Annotated in this window: 17 protein-coding genes and 3 tRNA genes; 13 read left to right on the forward strand and 7 right to left on the reverse strand. The window is 73.6% G+C overall.

The annotated features are described in order from the left end of the window. Window positions 1-159: 159 nt before the first annotated feature. From IE241_RS07595 to IE241_RS07605, 3 genes are all read left to right on the forward strand, one after another. The gene (locus tag IE241_RS07595) at window positions 160-1,437 is read left to right on the forward strand and encodes an NAD(P)/FAD-dependent oxidoreductase (RefSeq protein ID WP_190020829.1); all 1,278 of its coding nucleotides are present in this window, start codon (window positions 160-162) and stop codon (window positions 1,435-1,437) included. A 39-nt stretch (window positions 1,438-1,476) separates the two neighbouring features. Further along, window positions 1,477-3,420 (forward strand): DNA primase, encoded by a 1,944-nt coding sequence (gene dnaG, locus IE241_RS07600; protein WP_190020830.1) that lies wholly within the window; start codon window positions 1,477-1,479, stop codon window positions 3,418-3,420. 796 nt (window positions 3,421-4,216) lie between these two features. Further along, window positions 4,217-5,539: an RNA polymerase sigma factor gene (locus IE241_RS07605; RefSeq protein ID WP_190020831.1), complete on the forward strand. Its 1,323-nt coding sequence runs from the start codon at window positions 4,217-4,219 to the stop codon at window positions 5,537-5,539. Window positions 5,540-5,570: 31 nt separating this feature from the next. Here the strand turns inward: IE241_RS07605 and IE241_RS07610 are convergent, their stop codons facing one another. Both IE241_RS07610 and IE241_RS07615 read right to left on the reverse strand, forming a co-directional pair. Next, window positions 5,571-7,001 carry an FGGY family carbohydrate kinase gene (locus IE241_RS07610; RefSeq protein WP_190020832.1) on the reverse strand — a complete coding sequence of 477 codons (1,431 nt, stop codon included), beginning with the start codon at window positions 6,999-7,001 and terminating at the stop codon, window positions 5,571-5,573. 93 nt (window positions 7,002-7,094) lie between these two features. Continuing rightward, window positions 7,095-7,382 carry a YtxH domain-containing protein gene (locus IE241_RS07615; RefSeq protein WP_190020833.1) on the reverse strand — a complete coding sequence of 96 codons (288 nt, stop codon included), beginning with the start codon at window positions 7,380-7,382 and terminating at the stop codon, window positions 7,095-7,097. 174 nt (window positions 7,383-7,556) lie between these two features. On the opposite strand from IE241_RS07615, the gene IE241_RS07620 reads away from it, so the two are divergent. The 6 genes from IE241_RS07620 (at window position 7,557) to IE241_RS07645 (ending at window position 9,762) form a co-directional block, all read left to right on the forward strand. Further along, window positions 7,557-7,629 (forward strand) — tRNA-Asn (locus IE241_RS07620). A gap of 5 nt (window positions 7,630-7,634) precedes the next feature. Next, a tRNA-Asn gene (locus IE241_RS07625) sits at window positions 7,635-7,707 on the forward strand. Between the two features lie 190 nt (window positions 7,708-7,897). Then, a tRNA-Ile gene (locus IE241_RS07630) sits at window positions 7,898-7,971 on the forward strand. Window positions 7,972-8,216: 245 nt separating this feature from the next. After that, window positions 8,217-8,630 carry a thioredoxin gene (gene trxA / locus IE241_RS07635; RefSeq protein ID WP_190020834.1) on the forward strand — a complete coding sequence of 138 codons (414 nt, stop codon included), beginning with the start codon at window positions 8,217-8,219 and terminating at the stop codon, window positions 8,628-8,630. Further along, window positions 8,623-9,228, forward strand: coding sequence for a histidine phosphatase family protein (locus IE241_RS07640; RefSeq protein WP_190020835.1), 606 nt, complete (start codon window positions 8,623-8,625; stop codon window positions 9,226-9,228). Before trxA ends, IE241_RS07640 begins: the two co-directional genes overlap by 8 nt. A 108-nt stretch (window positions 9,229-9,336) precedes the next feature. Further along, the gene (locus tag IE241_RS07645; protein WP_190020836.1) at window positions 9,337-9,762 is read left to right on the forward strand and encodes an OsmC family protein; all 426 of its coding nucleotides are present in this window, start codon (window positions 9,337-9,339) and stop codon (window positions 9,760-9,762) included. A gap of 49 nt (window positions 9,763-9,811) precedes the next feature. Here the strand turns inward: IE241_RS07645 and IE241_RS07650 are convergent, their stop codons facing one another. After that, window positions 9,812-10,402, reverse strand: a complete 591-nt coding sequence (locus IE241_RS07650) for a class F sortase (RefSeq protein WP_190020837.1) — start codon at window positions 10,400-10,402, stop codon at window positions 9,812-9,814. 164 nt (window positions 10,403-10,566) lie between these two features. After that, entirely contained in the window at window positions 10,567-11,139 is a 573-nt protein-coding gene (locus IE241_RS07655) for a hypothetical protein (protein WP_190020838.1), read from the reverse strand. Window positions 11,140-11,229: 90 nt separating this feature from the next. Here IE241_RS07655 and IE241_RS07660 point away from each other — a divergent pair, with 90 nt between their 5' ends. The 4 genes from IE241_RS07660 to IE241_RS07675 all read left to right on the forward strand — a co-directional run bounded on the left by IE241_RS07660 (window position 11,230) and on the right by IE241_RS07675 (window position 15,132). Continuing rightward, on the forward strand, window positions 11,230-11,949 hold the full coding sequence (locus tag IE241_RS07660; protein WP_190020839.1) for an ABC transporter ATP-binding protein: 720 nt from the start codon (window positions 11,230-11,232) through the stop codon (window positions 11,947-11,949). Beyond that, on the forward strand, window positions 11,946-13,691 hold the full coding sequence (locus IE241_RS07665; RefSeq protein ID WP_190020840.1) for a DUF6297 family protein: 1,746 nt from the start codon (window positions 11,946-11,948) through the stop codon (window positions 13,689-13,691). The genes IE241_RS07660 and IE241_RS07665 overlap by 4 nt, the downstream gene beginning before the upstream one ends. A gap of 186 nt (window positions 13,692-13,877) precedes the next feature. After that, window positions 13,878-14,393 carry a hypothetical protein gene (locus IE241_RS07670; RefSeq protein WP_190020841.1) on the forward strand — a complete coding sequence of 172 codons (516 nt, stop codon included), beginning with the start codon at window positions 13,878-13,880 and terminating at the stop codon, window positions 14,391-14,393. A 220-nt stretch (window positions 14,394-14,613) separates the two neighbouring features. Further along, the gene (locus IE241_RS07675) at window positions 14,614-15,132 is read left to right on the forward strand and encodes a hypothetical protein (protein ID WP_190020842.1); all 519 of its coding nucleotides are present in this window, start codon (window positions 14,614-14,616) and stop codon (window positions 15,130-15,132) included. A 123-nt stretch (window positions 15,133-15,255) separates the two neighbouring features. Here IE241_RS07675 and IE241_RS07680 read toward each other — a convergent pair whose 3' ends face one another. The 3 genes from IE241_RS07680 to IE241_RS07690 all read right to left on the reverse strand — a co-directional run bounded on the left by IE241_RS07680 (window position 15,256) and on the right by IE241_RS07690 (window position 17,525). Then, window positions 15,256-15,771, reverse strand: a complete 516-nt coding sequence (locus IE241_RS07680; RefSeq protein ID WP_190020843.1) for a DinB family protein — start codon at window positions 15,769-15,771, stop codon at window positions 15,256-15,258. Window positions 15,772-15,861: 90 nt separating this feature from the next. Beyond that, complete coding sequence (locus IE241_RS07685; RefSeq protein WP_190020844.1) at window positions 15,862-16,671, reverse strand: VOC family protein; 810 nt, start codon at window positions 16,669-16,671, stop codon at window positions 15,862-15,864. 86 nt (window positions 16,672-16,757) lie between these two features. Next, window positions 16,758-17,525 carry an MgtC/SapB family protein gene (locus IE241_RS07690; protein ID WP_190020845.1) on the reverse strand — a complete coding sequence of 256 codons (768 nt, stop codon included), beginning with the start codon at window positions 17,523-17,525 and terminating at the stop codon, window positions 16,758-16,760. Window positions 17,526-17,539: the final 14 nt, after the last annotated feature.

Consider the following 17,539-nt stretch of genomic DNA (forward strand, 5'->3'; position numbering starts at 1 on the left):
GAGGACTTCCCCCACACCTTGCGGGTACTGACCCGTCCGGGGTAGTCCCTCTTCCGGCGGCGGGCCCCGTGCGGCAACCTCTGCACGGGCGATTCCGGCCGGGGGCGGTTCACCGCAGACGCACTGCAGACGCACTGCGTGGCAGCGAGGAGGCAGCAAGTGGTCGACGCGAACCAGACGTTCGTCATCGTCGGAGGGGGCCTGGCCGGGGCGAAGGCCGCGGAGACCCTGCGCGCGGAGGGCTTCACCGGCCGGGTGATCCTCATCTGCGACGAACGCGAGCACCCCTACGAGCGCCCGCCGCTCTCCAAGGGCTACCTGACGGGCAAGGAGGACCGCGACAGCGTCTTCGTCCACGAGCCGGGCTGGTACGCCCAGGCCGACGTCGAGCTGCACCTCGGCCAGCCCGCCGTCCACCTCGACCGCGCGGCCCGCTCCGTCCGCCTCGGCGACGGCACCTTCGTCCACTACGACAAGCTGCTGCTGGCCACCGGCGCCGAGCCCCGCCGCCTCGACATCCCCGGCACCGGCCTCGCCGGCGTCCACCACCTGCGCCGCCTCGCCCACGCCGAGCGGCTGCGCGGCGTCCTCGCCTCCCTCGGCCGCGACAACGGCCACCTCGTCATCGCCGGCGCGGGCTGGATCGGCCTCGAAGTCGCCGCCGCCGCCCGCTCCTACGGTGCCGAGGTGACCGTCGTCGAGCCCGAGCCCACGCCGCTGCACCCCGTCCTCGGCCCCGAGCTCGGCCAGCTCTTCACCGACCTGCACAGCGAGCACGGCGTCCGCTTCCACTTCGGCGCCCGCCTCACCGAGATCGCCGGCCAGGACGGCATGGTCCTGGCCGCCCGTACCGACGACGGCGAGGAGCACCCCGCCCACGCCGTCCTCGCCGCCATCGGCGCCGCCCCCCGCACCGCCCTCGCCGAGGCCGCGGGCCTCGCCCTCGTCGACCGCGCCGACGGCGGCGGCATCGCCGTCGACGCCTCCCTGCGCACCTCCGACCCCCAGATCTACGCCGCGGGCGACGTCGCCGCCGCCGAGCACCCCTCGCTGGGTACGAGGCTCCGCGTCGAGCACTGGGCCAACGCCCTCCACACCGGCCCCGCCGCCGCCCGCGCCATGCTCGGCCAGGAGATCGCCTACGACCGGGTGCCCTACTTCTTCTCCGACCAGTACGACGTCGGCCTGGAGTACTCCGGCTACGCCCCGCCCGGCTCCTACGACCAGGTCGTCTGCCGCGGCGACGTCGGCAAGCGCGAGTTCATCGCCTTCTGGCTCGCCGGGGGGCGCCTCCTCGCCGGGATGAACGTCAATGTGTGGGATGTCACGGAGACCGTCCAGAAGCTCATCCGTTCCGGTGCCCCGCTGGACCCCGAGGCCCTCGCCGACCCCGCCGTGCCCCTCGACGCCCTGCTGCCCAGCCCCGCGCAGTCCTGACGGTCCCGCGCCGACGGCCCCCGCCCGTAGAATTCACGCGTGGCAGGACGGATCAACGACGACGACGTGAAGGCGGTACGGGACGCGGTCCCGATCGACGCCGTCGTATCCGAGTACCTCCAGCTGCGCAACGCGGGCGGCGGCAACCTCAAGGGCCTGTGCCCCTTCCACGACGAGAAGTCCCCGTCCTTCCAGGTCAGCCCGGCCAAGGGCCTCTTCTACTGCTTCGGCTGCCAGGAGGGCGGGGACACCGTCGACTTCGTCATGAAGATCGACCACCTCTCCTTCGCCGAGACGATCGAGCGGCTGGCCGCCCAGGCCGGCATCACCCTGCGCTACGAGGAGGGCGGCTACACCCCGGGCCGCCAGCAGGGCGAGCGCATCCGCCTCGTCGAGGCCCACAAGCACGCCGCGAAGTTCTACGCCGAGCAGCTGGGCAGCGCCGAGGCCGAGATCGGCCGGCAGTTCCTCGCGAGCCGCGGCTTCGGCCAGGAGGCCGCCGAGCACTTCGGCGTCGGCTACAGCCCCGCCGGCTGGGACCACCTCACCCGCTTCCTGCGCGGCAAGGGCTTCAGCGACAAGGAGCTGATCCTCTCCGGCCTCGCCCAGGAGAGCCGCGGCGGCCGGCCCATCGACCGCTTCCGCGGCCGCCTGATGTGGCCCATCCGCGACATCACCGGCGAGGTCATCGGCTTCGGCGCGCGCAAGCTCCGCGACGACGACAACGGCCCCAAGTACCTCAACACCCCCGAGACGCCGCTCTACCGCAAGTCGCACGTCCTCTACGGCATCGACCTCGCCAAGAAGGACATCGCCAAGACCAGCCGCGCCGTCGTCGTCGAGGGCTACACCGACGTCATGGCCTGCCACCTGGCCGGCGTCACCACCGCCATCGCCACCTGCGGGACCGCCTTCGCGGGCGACCACATCAAGATCCTCCGCCGGTTGCTGATGGACAACTCCGGCGCGAAGGTGATCTTCACCTTCGACGGTGACGCCGCCGGGCAGCGCGCGGCCCTGCGGGCCTTCGAGGACGACCAGAAGTTCGCCGCGAGCACCAAGATCGCTGTCAGTCCCGGCGGGATGGACCCGTGCGAGCTCCGCCTCGCCGACGGCGACGACGCCGTACGGCGACTGGTCGAGGAGAGCACCCCCCTCTTCGAGTTCGCGATCCGTTCCGTGGTCGCCCGGCACGCCGTCGAGGAGCCCGAGGGACAGGCCGCCGCCCTGGAGGAGGCCGCGCCCATCGTGGCGAACATCAAGGACGGCTCCATCCGGCACCAGTACGCCGTCCGGCTCGCCGGACTGCTGGGCATCCTCGACAGCCAGTTCGTCGTCATGCGCGTGGGACAGCTGGCGCGCTGGGCGCGCGAGCGCGGGGAGCGCGGCGGCCCCCAGCAGCGCTCCGCAGGCCGGGCCGGCGCGCCGGCCCCCGGGCCCGCCGCCGGGTCCGCGGCGGGGCCCGACCACCGCCGGACCGGCGGGCCGCAGGCCGTCCGCGGCCCCGCGCTCAATCTGCGCAGCCCCGCCGCGCTCACCGAGCGCGAGCTGCTCAAGCTCGCCCTGCAGCGGCCCGAGCTCGTCGCCCCCGCCTTCGACGCCTACGGCGAGGACGAGTTCACCGCCGTGCCCTACGTGGCCGTGCGCCGCGCCGTCGAGGAGGCCGGCGGCGTCACCGGCGCCCCCGCCGACTACCTCACCCGCGTCCGGGACGCCGCCCCCGACGACACCGTCCGGGCGATGATCACCGAGCTGGCGGTCGAGGCGATCCGGCACAAGAACGTCGACGAGGTCTACGCGGGCATCCAGCTCGTCCAGGTCCGCCTGCGCGCCGTCGAACGCCGCATCCAGGAGGTCCAGGGCAGCCTCATCCGCCTGGGCAGCCGGCCGGACCCGGAGCACCTGGCCGCCGTCCAGAACGAACTGTGGGTCCTGGAGCAGTACGCCCGCTCCCTGAAGGACCGCGGGGCAGCGGCCCTCTAGGGCCCCGGCCCCCGAAGGGCCCCGGCCCCTTCACTTCCACCGCAGCGGCGCGTGCCCCTCCGCCGGTCACGCGGGTGAAGGGCCCGGCCCTTCGATCCCGCCGCCGCGGCGAGCAACCCCCAGGGCGCTGTCCGGCGGTGCCGAGCCGCGCGGAAGCTTCGTCGGGCACCGCCGGTCTGCGCGGTGTCGGCTGATCGCCGCGGCGGCGGTTCAAAGTGCCGGCCGGTGATACGCCCTGAAGGGGCCCGGTCCCCTCGAACCGGCCGCAGCGACGCGTGCCCCTCCGCCGGTCACGCGGGTGAAGGGCCCGGCCCTTCGATCCCGCCGCCGCGGCGAGCAACCCCCAGGGCGCTGTCCGGCGGTGCCGAGCCGCGCGGAAGCTTCGTCGGGCACCGCCGATCTGCGCGGTGTCGGCTGATCGCCGCGGCGGCGGTTCAAAAGTGCCGGCCGGTGATACGCCCTGAAGGGGCCCGGTCCCCTCGAACCGGCCGCAGCGACGCGTGCCCCTCCGCCGGTCACGCGGGTGAAGGGCCCGGCCCTTCGATCCCGCCGCCGCGGCGAGCAACCCCCAGGGCGTGACCCGGCGGTGCCGAACCGGCCGGGAGCTTCGTGAGGCACCGCCGGTCTCCGCCGTGGCGGCGGATTCGAGGGAGCGGTGCTCCGGGAGTGAGGGGCCTGGCCCCGGCCCCCCACCGCCGCGGAAGCGGAGGTCGTAACCCCCGGTCACGGAACGGACTCAGAAAGTGCCCGCAAGCCCCTCGTGGCGGGCCCGCGTCGTACCCCACACTGGTGGGCGGTGCCTGAGTCCTCGGACGCGGCAGGCCCGGCCGCTCGGACCCGGAACTCGGAACCCTTCGCGAAGCCGCTCCTGATCCCCGGGACGGCCGGCGGCCAGGCCGCTGCCGCCCCTCCGGCGCATGCCGCCCCGAAACCGGCAGCGATCACCTTGGAGGTCGCCCCCGTGCAGACCCGGACACCGACCAGGCTCCCGTCACGGCCCGCGGCCGCCCCGGCCCAGGGCGTCCCCCGGCAGCCCGCCGCGCCCCAGGCCGAGAGCCTCTCCGACGAGCCGCCCCTGCCGGGGCCCCTGCCGGACCCCTCGCCGGACCCGGCGGGAGGCGAACCGGCGGCGGCCGAGGCCGAAGAGACCGCGTCCCCCCGGGCCGCGCGCGCCGAGCACTCCGAATCCGTCCGCGCCGACACCGGCGGCCCTTCCTCCGACCTCTTCCGGCAGTACCTGCGCGAGATCGGCCGCATCCCGCTGCTCTCCGCCGCCGAGGAGGTGGAGCTCGCCCGCTGCGTGGAGGCCGGCCTGTTCGCGGAGGAGAAGCTCGCCGGAGCCTCCGACCTCGACTCCCAGCTCGCCCTCGACCTCGACCGCCTCGTCGTGCTCGGCCGGATGGCCAAACGGCGGCTGATCGAGGCCAACCTGCGCCTCGTCGTCTCCGTCGCCAAGCGCTACATCGGCCGGGGCCTGACCATGCTCGACCTCGTCCAGGAGGGCAACCTGGGCCTGATCAGGGCCGTCGAGAAGTTCGACTACGCCCGCGGCTACAAGTTCTCCACATACGCGACGTGGTGGATCCGCCAGGCCATGTCGCGCGCCCTCGCGGACCAGGCCCGTACGATCCGCGTCCCGGTGCACGTCGTGGAGCTCATCAACCGCGTCGTCCGCGTCCAGCGCCGCATGCTGCAGGAGCGCGGCTACGAGCCCACGGCCGACGAGGTGGCCGCCCATCTCGACCTGACCCAGGAGCGGGTCAGCGAGGTCCTGCGGCTGGCCCAGGAGCCGGTCTCGCTGCACGCGCCGGTCGGCGAGGAGGACGACGTCGCCCTCGGCGACCTGATCGAGGACGGCGACGCGGCGTCCCCCGTCGAATCGGCCGCCTTCCTGCTGCTGCGCGAGCACTTGGAGGCGGTGCTGTCGACGCTCGGGGAGCGCGAGCGCAAGGTGGTGCAGCTGCGCTACGGGCTGGTCGACGGCCGCCCCCGCACCCTGGAGGAGATCGGCCGCATCTTCGGCGTGACCCGCGAGCGCATCCGCCAGATCGAGTCCAAGACCCTCAACAAGCTGCGCGACCACGCCTTCGCCGACCAGCTCCGCGGCTACCTCGACTGACCGACTGACCGACCGACCGGGGGAGCGCCGGTCAGCCGGCGGCGTCGAACGCCCCCGGATGGGTCTGCTCGCGCACGGCCGCGTACTGCTGCCGCACCGCCTGACCCACCGGCAGGTCCTCACCCGGCTCGAACACCTGGCTGGCCGCCGCGGGCCACAGCGGCGGCTCGTGGGGGCCCAGAGAGCCCTGCTGGACGCCCAGCGCCCAGGCGGCCTGCCGGGCCGCGCCCAGGGCCGCGTAGTCCGCCGGCTGGGGCACGACGACCTGCGTGCCGAACAGCGCGGGAGCGGCCGCCTGCACGGCCGGCAGCTCCGCCGCGGCCCCCAGCAGGAACACCCGGCGCACCTGCACCCCGCGCCCCCGCAGCACGTCCAGCGCGTCCGTGAGCCCGCACAGCATGCCCTCGAACGCGGCCCGCGCCAGATGCTCGGGCTTCATGCTCTCGCGCCGCAGCCCCGCCAGCGTGCCCGCGGTGTGCGGCAGGTGCGGGGTCCGCTCGCCTTCCAGGTACGGCAGCATGACCAGCCCGTACGAGCCCGGGCTCGACTGCAGGGCCAGCTCCGACAGGCCCGCCAGGTCCGTGCCCAGCATCTCCGCCGTGCCGCGCAGCACCCGTACGGCGTTGAGGGTGTGCACCACGGGCAGGTGCATGCCGGTGGCGTCGGCGTAGGACGTGATCGTCCCGGAGGGGTCCACGAGCGCCTCGTGGTGCACGGCGAAGACCGAGCCCGATGCGCCCAGGGAGACCACCGCGTCGCCCGGCCCCACGCCCAGCCCGAAGGCGGCCGCCATCGTCTCGCCGGTGCCGGCGGAGATCAGCAGCCCCTCGGGGGTGTGCCCGGCGGGCTCGGCGGGCGCGAGCACGTCCGGGAGCACGGCCGGGTGGCCCAGGGCCAGCTCCACCAGGTCCGGCCGCCAGGAGGCGGTCGCGGCGGACCACAGGCCGGTGCCGGAGGCGTCGCCGCGGTCGGTGGTGCGCCGCAGCGGGCGTCCGAGCAGCTGCCACACGAGCCAGTCGTGCGGCTGGAGCAGGGCGGCGATGCGCTGGGCGGACTCGGGTTCGTTGCGGGCGAGCCAGCGCAGCTTCGCGACCATCTGGCCGGGCTGCGGCACGGAGCCGACGGCCTGGGCCCAGGCGGCGCGGCCGCCCAGCGCGTCGGTCAGATCGGCCGCGGAGGGCTGCATCCGCTTGTCGTTGCCGAGCATCGCGGGCCGCACGAGCACCCCGCCGGCGTCCAGCGCGAGCAGTCCGTTCTGCTGCGCGGAGACCCCGATGGCCTGGACGCCCTCCAGAAGGCCTCCGGCGGCGGCTTCGCCGAGGGAGATCAGCCATGCCTGGGGGTCACCGTCGGTGTGCGGATGAGGGGCGTACCCCTGGCGGAGCACGGCCCCCGTGTCCGTATCGCAGACGACGATCCGTGTGCTCTCGGTGGAACTGTCCAAGCCCGCGACTATGCCCATGCCGAGATGATGCCAAACCCCGGGGCATGCTCCGTCCCCCGGTCGGGTGTCGAACGGCCCCAACGGCGGCCGGGTCAGGGGCCTACGGCCGGGTCAGATGTTACTGGTGCCCCAGTCGTCCTCGGAGCCCTGCCCCCGCTCGCGCAGCGACCGCACCCGCTCGCTCACCGAATCCGGCAGCCGGTCGCCCACCTTCGCGAAGGCCCGGGAGCTCATGGCCCTGCCGTTCTGGGCCGCGGACTCGACCGTATTGCGGACCGCGGGGTTCTGGGCGATCTGCCGGGCGCCCTTGCGCAGCTGCTCGTACCGCTCGCGGCCGGCCCGTGCGCCCAGTACGTACCCGACGGCTGCCCCGATCATGAACGTCAGCCGGTAGCGCATCCCGCTCCACCCTTCCCTCGGACGCTGTGGTCGCCGCCTACCCGCCGGGTGCGAAGGTCACTCCCGGGGAACCGATTGGCGGAGCACCCCCCTGCTTGCGCTAATGTATGTCTCGCAGCGAGCGCACGCCGCCCGGACGTCCGGACGGCACAGCATTCGTGGCAAACGCAGCAATCCCCTGTAGCTCAATTGGCAGAGCAGCCGGCTGTTAACCGGCAGGTTACTGGTTCGAGTCCAGTCGGGGGAGCGCGATCCTCTGTAGCTCAATTGGCAGAGCAGCCGGCTGTTAACCGGCAGGTTACTGGTTCGAGTCCAGTCGGAGGAGCAAGCGATCGAGGACCCCTTCGGGGGTCCTTTTTCGTATCTTCAAGGGTTCCGGAGGGAACCGTCCCGGCGTGATCGAAGTCCTCATGGTCAGGTCGGTCACGCAATACGCCCCCTCAGGGGCAGCAGATCGTATGAGCGGCTATGCTGCGGCAGACGGCGCGCACAGATGTGCGCGACGCGCCGTGAACGGGGCGGTAGCTCAGCCGGTTAGAGCAGCGGACTCATAATCCGTCGGCCGTGGGTTCGAGTCCCACCCGCCCCACACGCGTGACGTTGGTGCAGAAACGATGCGACCAGCGTTTTCGATGCCCCGCCCGGTTCCGGACAGGAACGACCCGGCGGGGCTTCGTGCTGTCGGGGGCCGGGCGCCGTACGTCTTCGGCCACGCCGTCCGTCTGCCCCGTCCCGGCGCGGGTATGCGGCGGAATACGGTCCGGCTTCATCCTGTTGGCGCTGCTGGGCCGGTCCGACGGTCACCCGACGCACAGCGGAAGCAGGTAGCGACGCATGAGCAGCAGCACGGTGGAGCTCACCAAGGACAACTTCGACGAGATCGTCTCCGGCAACGGATTCGTCCTCATCGACTTCTGGGCGTCGTGGTGCGGCCCCTGCCGGCAGTTCGCGCCGGTGTACGAAGGGGCCGCGGAGCGCCACGGGGACCTGGTCTTCGCCAAGGTCGACACCGAGGCCCAGCCCGAGCTGGCGGCCGCGTTCGACATCCGGTCGATCCCCACGCTGATGGTCGTGCGGGACAACATCGCGATCTACGCACAGCCGGGCGCGCTGCCGGAGGCCGCCCTGGAGGACGTCATCAAGCAGGCCCGCGCGCTCGACATGGACGAGGTGCGCGCCTCCGTCGCCGAGGAGCAGGCGAAGGCCGGGCAGCCGGCGCAGGGCGAGGGGCAGCCCACCGGTGAGTGAGCTGCTGCTGGTCCGGCACGGCGAGACCGAGTGGAGCCGTGACGGACGGCACACCGGCTTCACGGACGTGGCCCTGACCGGCCGCGGTGAGCGCCAGGCGGAGGCCCTGCGGCCGCTGCTCGCGGGCCGTACGGTCGGGAAGATCCTGGTGAGCCCCATGAAGCGGGCGCTGCGCACGGCCGAGCTCGCCGGGCTGGACGGCGCCGAGGTCGACCCCGACCTCCACGAGTGGGACTACGGCGGCTACGAGGGCGTGACGACCGCGGAGATCCACCGCACCCGGCCGGACTGGTACCTGTGGGACGACGGGGTCGTCCCCGGGCCGCCGGAGCACCCGGGGGAGACGCCGGAGGAGGTCGGCGCCCGCGCCGACCGCGTCCTCGCGCGCATCACGCCCTGGCTGGACGGGGAGCACGGGGACGAGGGCGACGTGGTGCTGGTGGCGCACGGTCACTTCCTGCGCGTGCTGACCGCCCGCAGGCTCGGCCTGCCGCCCGCCGCGGGCGCGCTCTTCCGCCTGGACACCGCCACCCTCAGCCGGATCGGCACCGAGCACGGCCGCCCCGCGCTCGCGGCCTGGAACCTGCCGTCGGCCTGATCCGGCACGCCGCTTCGCGCCGTGCCGGGCGCACCACGGGGCCCGGCCCGGGCCCGAGCCCATAAGCTGTGATCCCCGAGAACCGAACAGTGACTGGAGGACGCATCCGTGGCTACCACCCGCACCGCGCACACCGTCTGGGAAGGTGAGCTGCTCACGGGCAGCGGCACCGTCAGCTTCGACTCGTCCGGCATCGGCTCGCAGCCGGTGTCGTGGCCGTCGCGCGCCGAGCAGGCCAACGGCAAGACCAGCCCGGAGGAGCTGATCGCGGCCGCGCACTCCAGCTGCTTCTCCATGGCCCTCTCGCACGGCCTGACGGGCGCGGGCAACCCGCCCGCCCGCCTGGAGACGAAGGCCGACGTCACGTTCCAGCCGGGCGAGGGCATCACCGGCATCCACCTCACCGTGCGCGGCGAGGTGCCGGGCCTGGACGCGGACGCCTTCCAGGAGGCCGCCGAGGGCGCCAAGAAGAACTGCCCCGTCAGCCAGGCCCTCACGGGTACGACGATCACGCTGACGGCCGAGCTGATCTGACCCCTGGCCCCCCTTTGCCTTTTCGCGCTCCGCGGCCCTGCCTACGGCGTTACGTCGTCAGGGCCGCGTAGACGATCAGGTTCCGCGCCGGGTGCCCGTCCGCGTCGAGGTCGCCCGTGCAGGTGACCAGGCGCAGCACCCGCTCCTTCGTCTCCCCGTAGACCTTCTGTGTCGGGAAGGCGGACTTGTCGACCGTCTCCTTCCCGGTGACGGAGAAGCGCAGCACCTTGCCGTCGCCCCGCCGGACGACGACGGCGGTCCCCTCGTCCACCTTGCCGAGGTCGTGGAAGACGGCCTTGCCCTCGCGGGTGTCGCCGTGGCCGATGAGGACGGCGGCGCCGGGCTCGCCGGGCATCGCCCCGCCCGTGTACCAGCCGGCCGTCCCGCCCTTCTCCGGCGGCGGCACCTGCACGGTGCCGTCGCCGTTCCTGCCGAGCCGCAGCAGCGCGCTGTCCACGCCGATGGACGGGATCGAGACGCGGGCGGGCTCCTGCGCCGAGGCCGGGGTGCCGCTGGCGGCCGTGCTGCCGGTCGTGCCGGACGAGCAGGCGGTGAGCAGGACGGCGGCGAGCGCTGCGGGCAGGATCAGGGCCGCCATGAGGGTGGGTACGGAAGAGGGCCTGCGAAGCCTGCGAAGCATGGGGTTTCCGTCCGGTGTGGGGGATCCGGTCGTGGTACGCGTCCACGCTAGGTACCGGCCGGGGCCCGGGGCCTCGGGTGAACGGCCAGTTCTGTCTCCCCCCAAAGGATGAGGACGGTTCAGGTTTGAAGCACTGACCACCATCCTCGTACCGACGGTTCGTCCTATACGAACCGTTGCAGGAGCCCCCACGTGAACTCGGCCACGTACTCGCGCCGCTCACCGGCGGTGTCCGGCGCCGTGAAGGCGAGCCGCCAGCGGGTGGGGGCCGTGCCCTCCAGCGGCCGGGCGGGGGCGAAGGCGCGCGCCACCTCGTCCACGGTGCACGACCAGGGCTTCAGGTCCTCCACGGTCCGCAGGTCGGGGCCCGGCACACCCGGGGCGCGGATCAGCCACTCGTTCCAGACGGCGCCGCCGGGCGCCGCCAGCACCTCGAACCGCAGGCCGGGCCAGAGCGGCAGCCGCCACGTCGCCGCCTCGAACGTCAGGTCGCCGACGCGCCGCTCGCCGGTGGCCTCGGGCGGCCCGAGCACCGAGCGGTAGCGCGCGCCGGCCCCGCGCCGCCCGGGGGAGTGCACCATGGCCTGCCAGCGGCGGTTGGCCTCCCGCATCTCGCCCCGCCCGACGCCGAGCTCGCGCAGGGCCTCCTCGACCAGGCCGGGCTGGTGGTCGGCCATCCGCCGCAGCAGGACGAGCTGGAAGCCGAGGGGGCCGAAGGAGTCGGTGGCCGGGTTCATGAAGGCCATGGTCGCGCACCCGGCGGCGGACCGGGCACCGCCCGCTCATTAAGGTCGAGGCGAGTGATCACCGGCGTACGGAGGCTTCTGATGTCCGGCTCGAAGGCCCCGCGGAGCGGCAGCCCGGCCCCGCTGCTGCGGCTGCGCGGGATCAGCCGCACCTACGGGGAGCGAAAGGCCCTGCACCCGCTCGACCTCGACCTGGAGCCGGGGAGCTGCACCGCCCTCTTCGGCCACAACGGATCGGGCAAGTCCACGCTGCTGCGCATCGCCGTCGGCCGGGACGAGCCCACCGGCGGCACCGCGCAGTTCGCGGGCCGCAAGATCTCCGAGGACGACCCGGAGGTACGGGCCAGGGTCGCGGTCGTGGGCGACACCGTGGCCACCTACCCGGACCTGACCGTGCGCGAGCACCTCGAACTCGTCACCGTCGCCCACGCCGTGGAGGACGCCGGAGCCTGGATCGACCACGTGCTCGCCGACCGCCGGCTGTCCGACCACGCGCAGGCGCTGCCCGGCTCGCTCTCCTCCGGCCAGCTGCAGTCCCTGCTGCTGGCCGCCGCGCTCGTCCGCCCCCGCGACCTGCTCATCCTTGACGAGCCCGAGCAGCGGCTCGACCCGGACGCCCGCATCCGCCTCGCGGAGCTGCTGAACGGCGAGAAGCGCGACGGCGTGGCCGTCCTGCTGGCGACCCACCAGGCCGACCTGGCGGAGTCCGTCGCGGACCGGATGATCGCCCTGGAGGACGGCCGGGTGATCGCCGAGGGCCCGCCTGCGGAGGTCCTGGGCGCGCTGGGGTTGCGCGGATGAGCGGCGAGGCACCGGGCGGGGTCCCGGCCGCCGACACTGACAGAGGTACCGACACTGACAGAGGTACCGACACCGGCAGAGGTATCGACGCCGACGAGCCCACGTGGACCGAGGAGGAGGACGACCGCACCGCCGAGACGCTGGCCTGGCTGCGCGAGAAGCGCAAGGCCCACCGCCGGCAGAAGGGCCGCGACCTCGCCGTCTACCTCTACTCGATCGTGCTCGTCGTCGCCGTCTACGGCAGCAGCTACGCCCTCCACTTCCTGCAGCGGGCCCGCCTGGGCGCCGGCTACGGCGGCCTCGGCGAGCGCGTCCAGGACACGCTCCCGGCCCTGTTCACGCTCCTGACCGCGGCCCTGGCCCTGCTCGCCGCGCGCGACGCCCTGTGGCGCGGCCCCGTCGTCGTCCCCGCCCCCTCGGTCGGCTGGCTGCTCGCGCATCCCGTGCGCCGCGCCGCCGTCCTGCGCCCGTGGTTCCGGCTGTCGGCCGGAGTGTCGGTCGTCCCGGCGCTGGTGGTGGCCGCCGCCGCGGCCGTCGTCCTGCGCGTCATGGACCTCGCCCCGCTCGGTGGAGCGCTGCTCGCGCTGCTGCCGGCCGCGCTGTGCCTGCCGCTGCTGGCCGTCGCGGTCGGCATGGCGGTGGAGCACCGGGCCGGGCTCGCGCGCCTCGTACGCCGCTTCTCGCCCCTGGCCGTCCTCGTGCTGATGCTGCTCGCCGGACAGGTCGCGGCCGCGGCGTACGGGCACCGGATCGCGGTGCTGGAGCAGGCGGAGCTGTGGTCCGGGCCGTGGGGCTGGGCCGCCCAGCCCGTCGTCGCCGTGACCGGCGGGCACGCGCCCGCCTGGCCCGTCGCGGTGGTCCTGCTGGCGCTGCTGGCGGCCGCGGGTCTGGTCCAGGGGAACCGGGACGCCGCGCGCGTGCCCACCACCCACCTGCGGCGGCGTGCGGCGACCGCCCAGACGGTCTCCTCGGTGATGTACTCGGTGGAGCTGCGGGCCGCCAAGCTGGCCCTGGCGGACGCCACGGGCACCGGCAGCACCCGCCGGGTCCGGCTGCCGCGCCCGCGCAGCAAGTATCTCGTGGTGGTGTGGCGGGACCTGCTGTCGCTGCTGAGGGCGCCCGCGCGCCCGGCGAAGGCCCTGATGTGGGTGGTGTGTGCCACGGCGGCGGCCGCCCTGGGGATGCAGTTCGGCGGTCCGGAGCGGGTGATCTGCCTCGTGGCCGCGCTGCTGCTCGGCTACGTCGGCGTGGGTGCGCTCGCCGAACCGGCCCGGCTGGAGACGGACGACGTGCGGCGCGCGGCCTGGTCCCCGTTCCGTTTCCGCACGCTGATGCTCCAGCACGCGGTGGTGCCGGCGGTGCTGGGCGCCTTGACGGCGCTGCTCGCGGCGGTGCCGTTCGCGGTGTCGGGTGCGCCCTGGGCGTTGCTGCTGATGCCGGTGTGCGCGGTGCCGTTCGCGGCGGCGGCGGTCTTCGCGGCGTGCCGGGGCCCGGCCCGTACGCACCTGATGGCCACCGGCATCAGCACGCCGATGGGCGACCCCGGCGTGTTCCTCTTCCTCGGCTGGTACGCGGCGGGGCCGCTGGTGACGGTGGGCGGTCTGGGGATCGCCCTGCACAAGGCGCTGGGACGGGGGCTCGACGGGGGTGCCGTGGCCGATGTGGCGTCCGTGGCAGCCGTGCTGACGGCGGGCCTGCTCACCTTCGCGGCGTGGTCGGCGGACCGGCTGGTGCGTCACTGAAGTTGACGTGAGACGGCACACTTCGCGCTGGTCACAGGCGTTTCCGATCCGGACATAGTCGCCCGAACGGGCGATTCCGGCCGGGAGTTGACGAGAGCAGACTCTGAAGCAGGGCGGCGCGCGCCTCCTCCACCGAAGCTCCCGGCCGCTGTTCCGCCGGGATCGCAGCGAAGTGAAGGAGGACCCATGTTCTCATCCGCCACCCGCCGCGTGGCCGCCGCTGCGGCTGCCGCCGCCGGTGCGCTCACGCTCGGGCTGGGTGTCACGACCGCCACCGCGGCGGACGGTGACACGATGGCTGCGGTGCTGAGTTGCGCGGGCAACCTCACGGTGCAGGTCAACACCTCGACGGGTGTGGTCTCGGGGTTCGGCAACCTGAGATGCTCGGCGGCGGGTCAGCCGCTGATCAACTCGGCCACGCTGCAGCTGGCGGGTTCGGCGGCCGGCTCGGGCAGCGTGGTGCAGACCAGGACGGCGGACCGGCTCACCTACAACACCGGCCAGAGCACCACGCTCAACCCCGTCACCCGGACGTTCGTGAACTTCCCGGGGCGCACGGCCGAGCAGGGTTCGGGCTCCACCAGCGGCGGGCTCTTCCACCCGTCCCGCCTGGCCGACTCGGGCGTGGGTACGTCGTCCCAGACCGGTGTCATCAGGACCTTCAGCCTCGGCGTCTACGCGCTCTCGCTGAACGTCCCCTGATCCCCTGATCCACCCGGTGGTCCGGTCCACCCTGAAAGGCGCCCCGCTCCGTCCAGTGCGCCCGGAGCGGGGCGCCGCCGCGAGCTTCACCTGAACGGGTGATTCCGTAACTGCTGCTGACGCGAGCACACTCTGGGCAGGATGGTGCGCACCCTCCCTCCAACAGGGGCTTCCGGAATGCCGTCTTGCCGGGCTGCCCCTCGAAACGAAGGAGGACGGCATGTTCTCATCCACGCAGCGCCGGCTGACGGCCGGCGCGGCCGCACTCGCCGGGGCACTCACGCTCGGGCTCGGGACCTTCGGCAGCACCGCCGCATCGGCCCAGCAACTCACGCTCGTCCGCTGCACCGGCGGCGGCTTCACCATGGACGTCAACGCCTCGGCGATCGGGAGCGGCACGCTCAGCGACTGCAGGGCTCCCGGTCACCCCGAGCTCACCTCCGCGGTCATCAGCATGACGGGCCTGCCCACCGTCTCCGACGACATCGTGGAGACCACGACCAGCGACAAGATCACCTGGAACACCGGCGCCGTGACCCGGCTGACCGAAGCCAGGACGTTCGTGCCGACGCTCGGGAACAGGGTGCGCGAAGCGGGTGAGGGCGCCACGGTCAGCGGTCTCTTCCACCCCTCCGATGAGACCGAACTCGGCCGTGGCACCCAAACGTTCAACCACGCCCACCACTTCGTCATCAACAACGGATTCACCCTCGCCCTGGCCGACGGCGCCCTCGGCTGAGGCGGCGGCCCCGCCCGGGCAGACCGCCCGGGCGGCCCCGCCGGGTCACTGCCCCACCCCGTGGCCCCGCCGGGTCACTGCCCCACCCGGCGGGGCCACCCCCGGCCCTCCGCCCCTCCCCGCTCAGCCGCCGGTGACGCCGTCCACCCGCTCCCGCAGCAGGTCCGCGTGCCCGTTGTGGCGGGCGTACTCGCCGATGAGGTGGAGGTGGACGAAGCGGAGCGAACACATCTCGCCGTCGACGGTGAACGTGTCGTCCAGGGACGCCCCCGCGACCGCCTCGTCGGCCAGCCGCTGCTCCTCCAGCAGGCACGCGTAGTACGCGGCGGCACGGGCCGGGTCCCCGCCCTCGAAGTCGGCGTTCCCGTTCTCCTCCGTGGCGTAGAGCCGGGGCAGGTCCTGTCCGGCGAACCGCTCGCGGAACCAGATGCGCTCGACCTTCGCCATGTGGCGGATCAGCCCCAGCAGCGACAGGTCCGACGGCGGCACGCTCCGCTCGGCCAGCTGCTCACCGGTCAGGCCCGCGCACTTGTGCAGCAGGGTGCTGCGGTGCCAGGCGAGCAGGCCGGTGAGCAGGGTGCGTTCGCCGGCCGCGAGCGATCCGGCGGGGCGGGTGACCTCGGGTGCTGTCCACGTCATCCGGTGATCATGCCCATGCCCGTACGGTCCGCGCGAGCCCTTTCTCCGGCCGCCCTGGCCATGGCCCTGACCTTGACCCCGGCCCGGCCCTCAGCCGTCCGAGCCCTCGGGCTCCGGCTGCAGCACCACGAAGTCCGCCCCCGCCGGGTCCAGGCAGACGGCCAGCCGGCCGACGCCCTTCGCGTTCTCCGGGCCCATCTGCACCGTGCCGCCGCCCTCGACGACCTTCGCGACCGTCGCATCGCAGTCCGCGGTGGCGAAGACCGGGTGCCAGTACGGGCGGCCGCCGTTCAGGGCGAGGTGCTCGGAGGGGAGCTGCATCAGGCCGCCGTGCATGAACTCCTTGTCCCGCCCCGCCGGGGTGAGCAGCACATACGTCCCTCCGCCGCCCGGGAGCGGCGTGTCCTCCGCCGTCCAGCCGAGGGCCGCGCCGTAGAACTCCTTCGCCGCCGCCGCGTCGGTGGTGTACAGCTCGGTCCAGGACAGGGTGCCCGGGGTGTCGGCCGCCTCCAGGCCGCGGTACGTCCCGGGCTGGAAGACGGCGAACTGGCCGCCCTGGGGATCGGTGAACTGGGCCATCCGGCCCTCGCCCTCGGCGGGGCCCATCGGCGCCACCCGCACCGTGCCGCCCGCGCGCTCGACGGCCTCGGCCGTGGCGTCCGCATCGGAGGTCCCGAAATAGATCATCCAGGCGGAGCGGGCGCCTTCCTCGGTGAGCGGGCCGATGCCGGCGACGGACTTGCCGTCCAGCCGGAAGACGCCGTAGTCACTCGCTTCCCCGCCCTCGGACCGGAACTCCCAGCCGAACACCGAGCCGTAGAAGGCGGTCGCGGCCGGGACGTCGGGCGCGCCGAGGTCGAGCCAGGAGGGGGAGCCGGGGACAAAGTCGGTGGTGATCATGGAAGCGATCTCCCTTCGCGGATCCTTTGCGAAGCCAGCGTGACACCCGCCACTGACAATCGCCCGTCGGCGCAGGTCGCACGGGGCTACTCCCCGGCGTCCTGGTGCGCCCGCAGCCCGACCCCGATGATCCCGTCCCAGTACGTCAGCTCCTCCACGATCGGGTAGGCCGGTCCCTTGCCCTCCAGGCTCAGCACGACGCCCGTCTCCTTGGGCTTGCCCTTCTCGCGGCCGTCCGGTGTCGCCGCCGCCTGCTCCGGCTCGATGTGCACGTCCGTGACCCGGAAGCCGCGCTTCGTGCACAGCTCCAGCACCCGCGGCAGCAGCCCCTTGCGGGTGCGGTACGCCAGGTGCAGCTCGACGCGGTCGCCCGGCACGAGGGCCATGCGCCGGGTGATCACGGGGAAGCCGCGGACCACCAGGAAGTGCACCAGCGTCGCGGCGGCGCCGAGCAGCGGCAGGCCCCCGCCGCAGGCCATGCCGAGCGCGCAGGTCAGCCATATCGTGGCCGCCGTCGTCAGGCCGCGCACGGCGTCGCGGCGCACGAAGATCAGGCCGCCGCCGATGAAGCCGATGCCGGAGACGATCTGGGCGGCCACGCGCGAGGGGTCCTGGCGGGCGCCGACGAGGTCGGCCACGGCGCCGAAGCCGTGGATCGAGACCTCCATGAACAGGGCGCTGCCCACCCCGACGAGGGTGTGGGTGCGCAGCCCGGCGCTCTTCTGCTGTAACTCGCGCTCCAGGCCGATGAGCGAGGAGAACAGCAGCGCGAGCCCTAACTCGGCGAACTGCCGGGCACCTTGACCGCTACCGGGATCGAACAGGGGAGCCGCAATGTGCTGCACGGTGTTCATGCCTCATTGTGGCT

Origin of the sequence: Streptomyces hiroshimensis (assembly GCF_014650335.1) — a bacterium.
In the GTDB taxonomy this organism is placed as follows: Bacteria; Actinomycetota; Actinomycetes; order Streptomycetales; family Streptomycetaceae; genus Streptomyces; species Streptomyces hiroshimensis.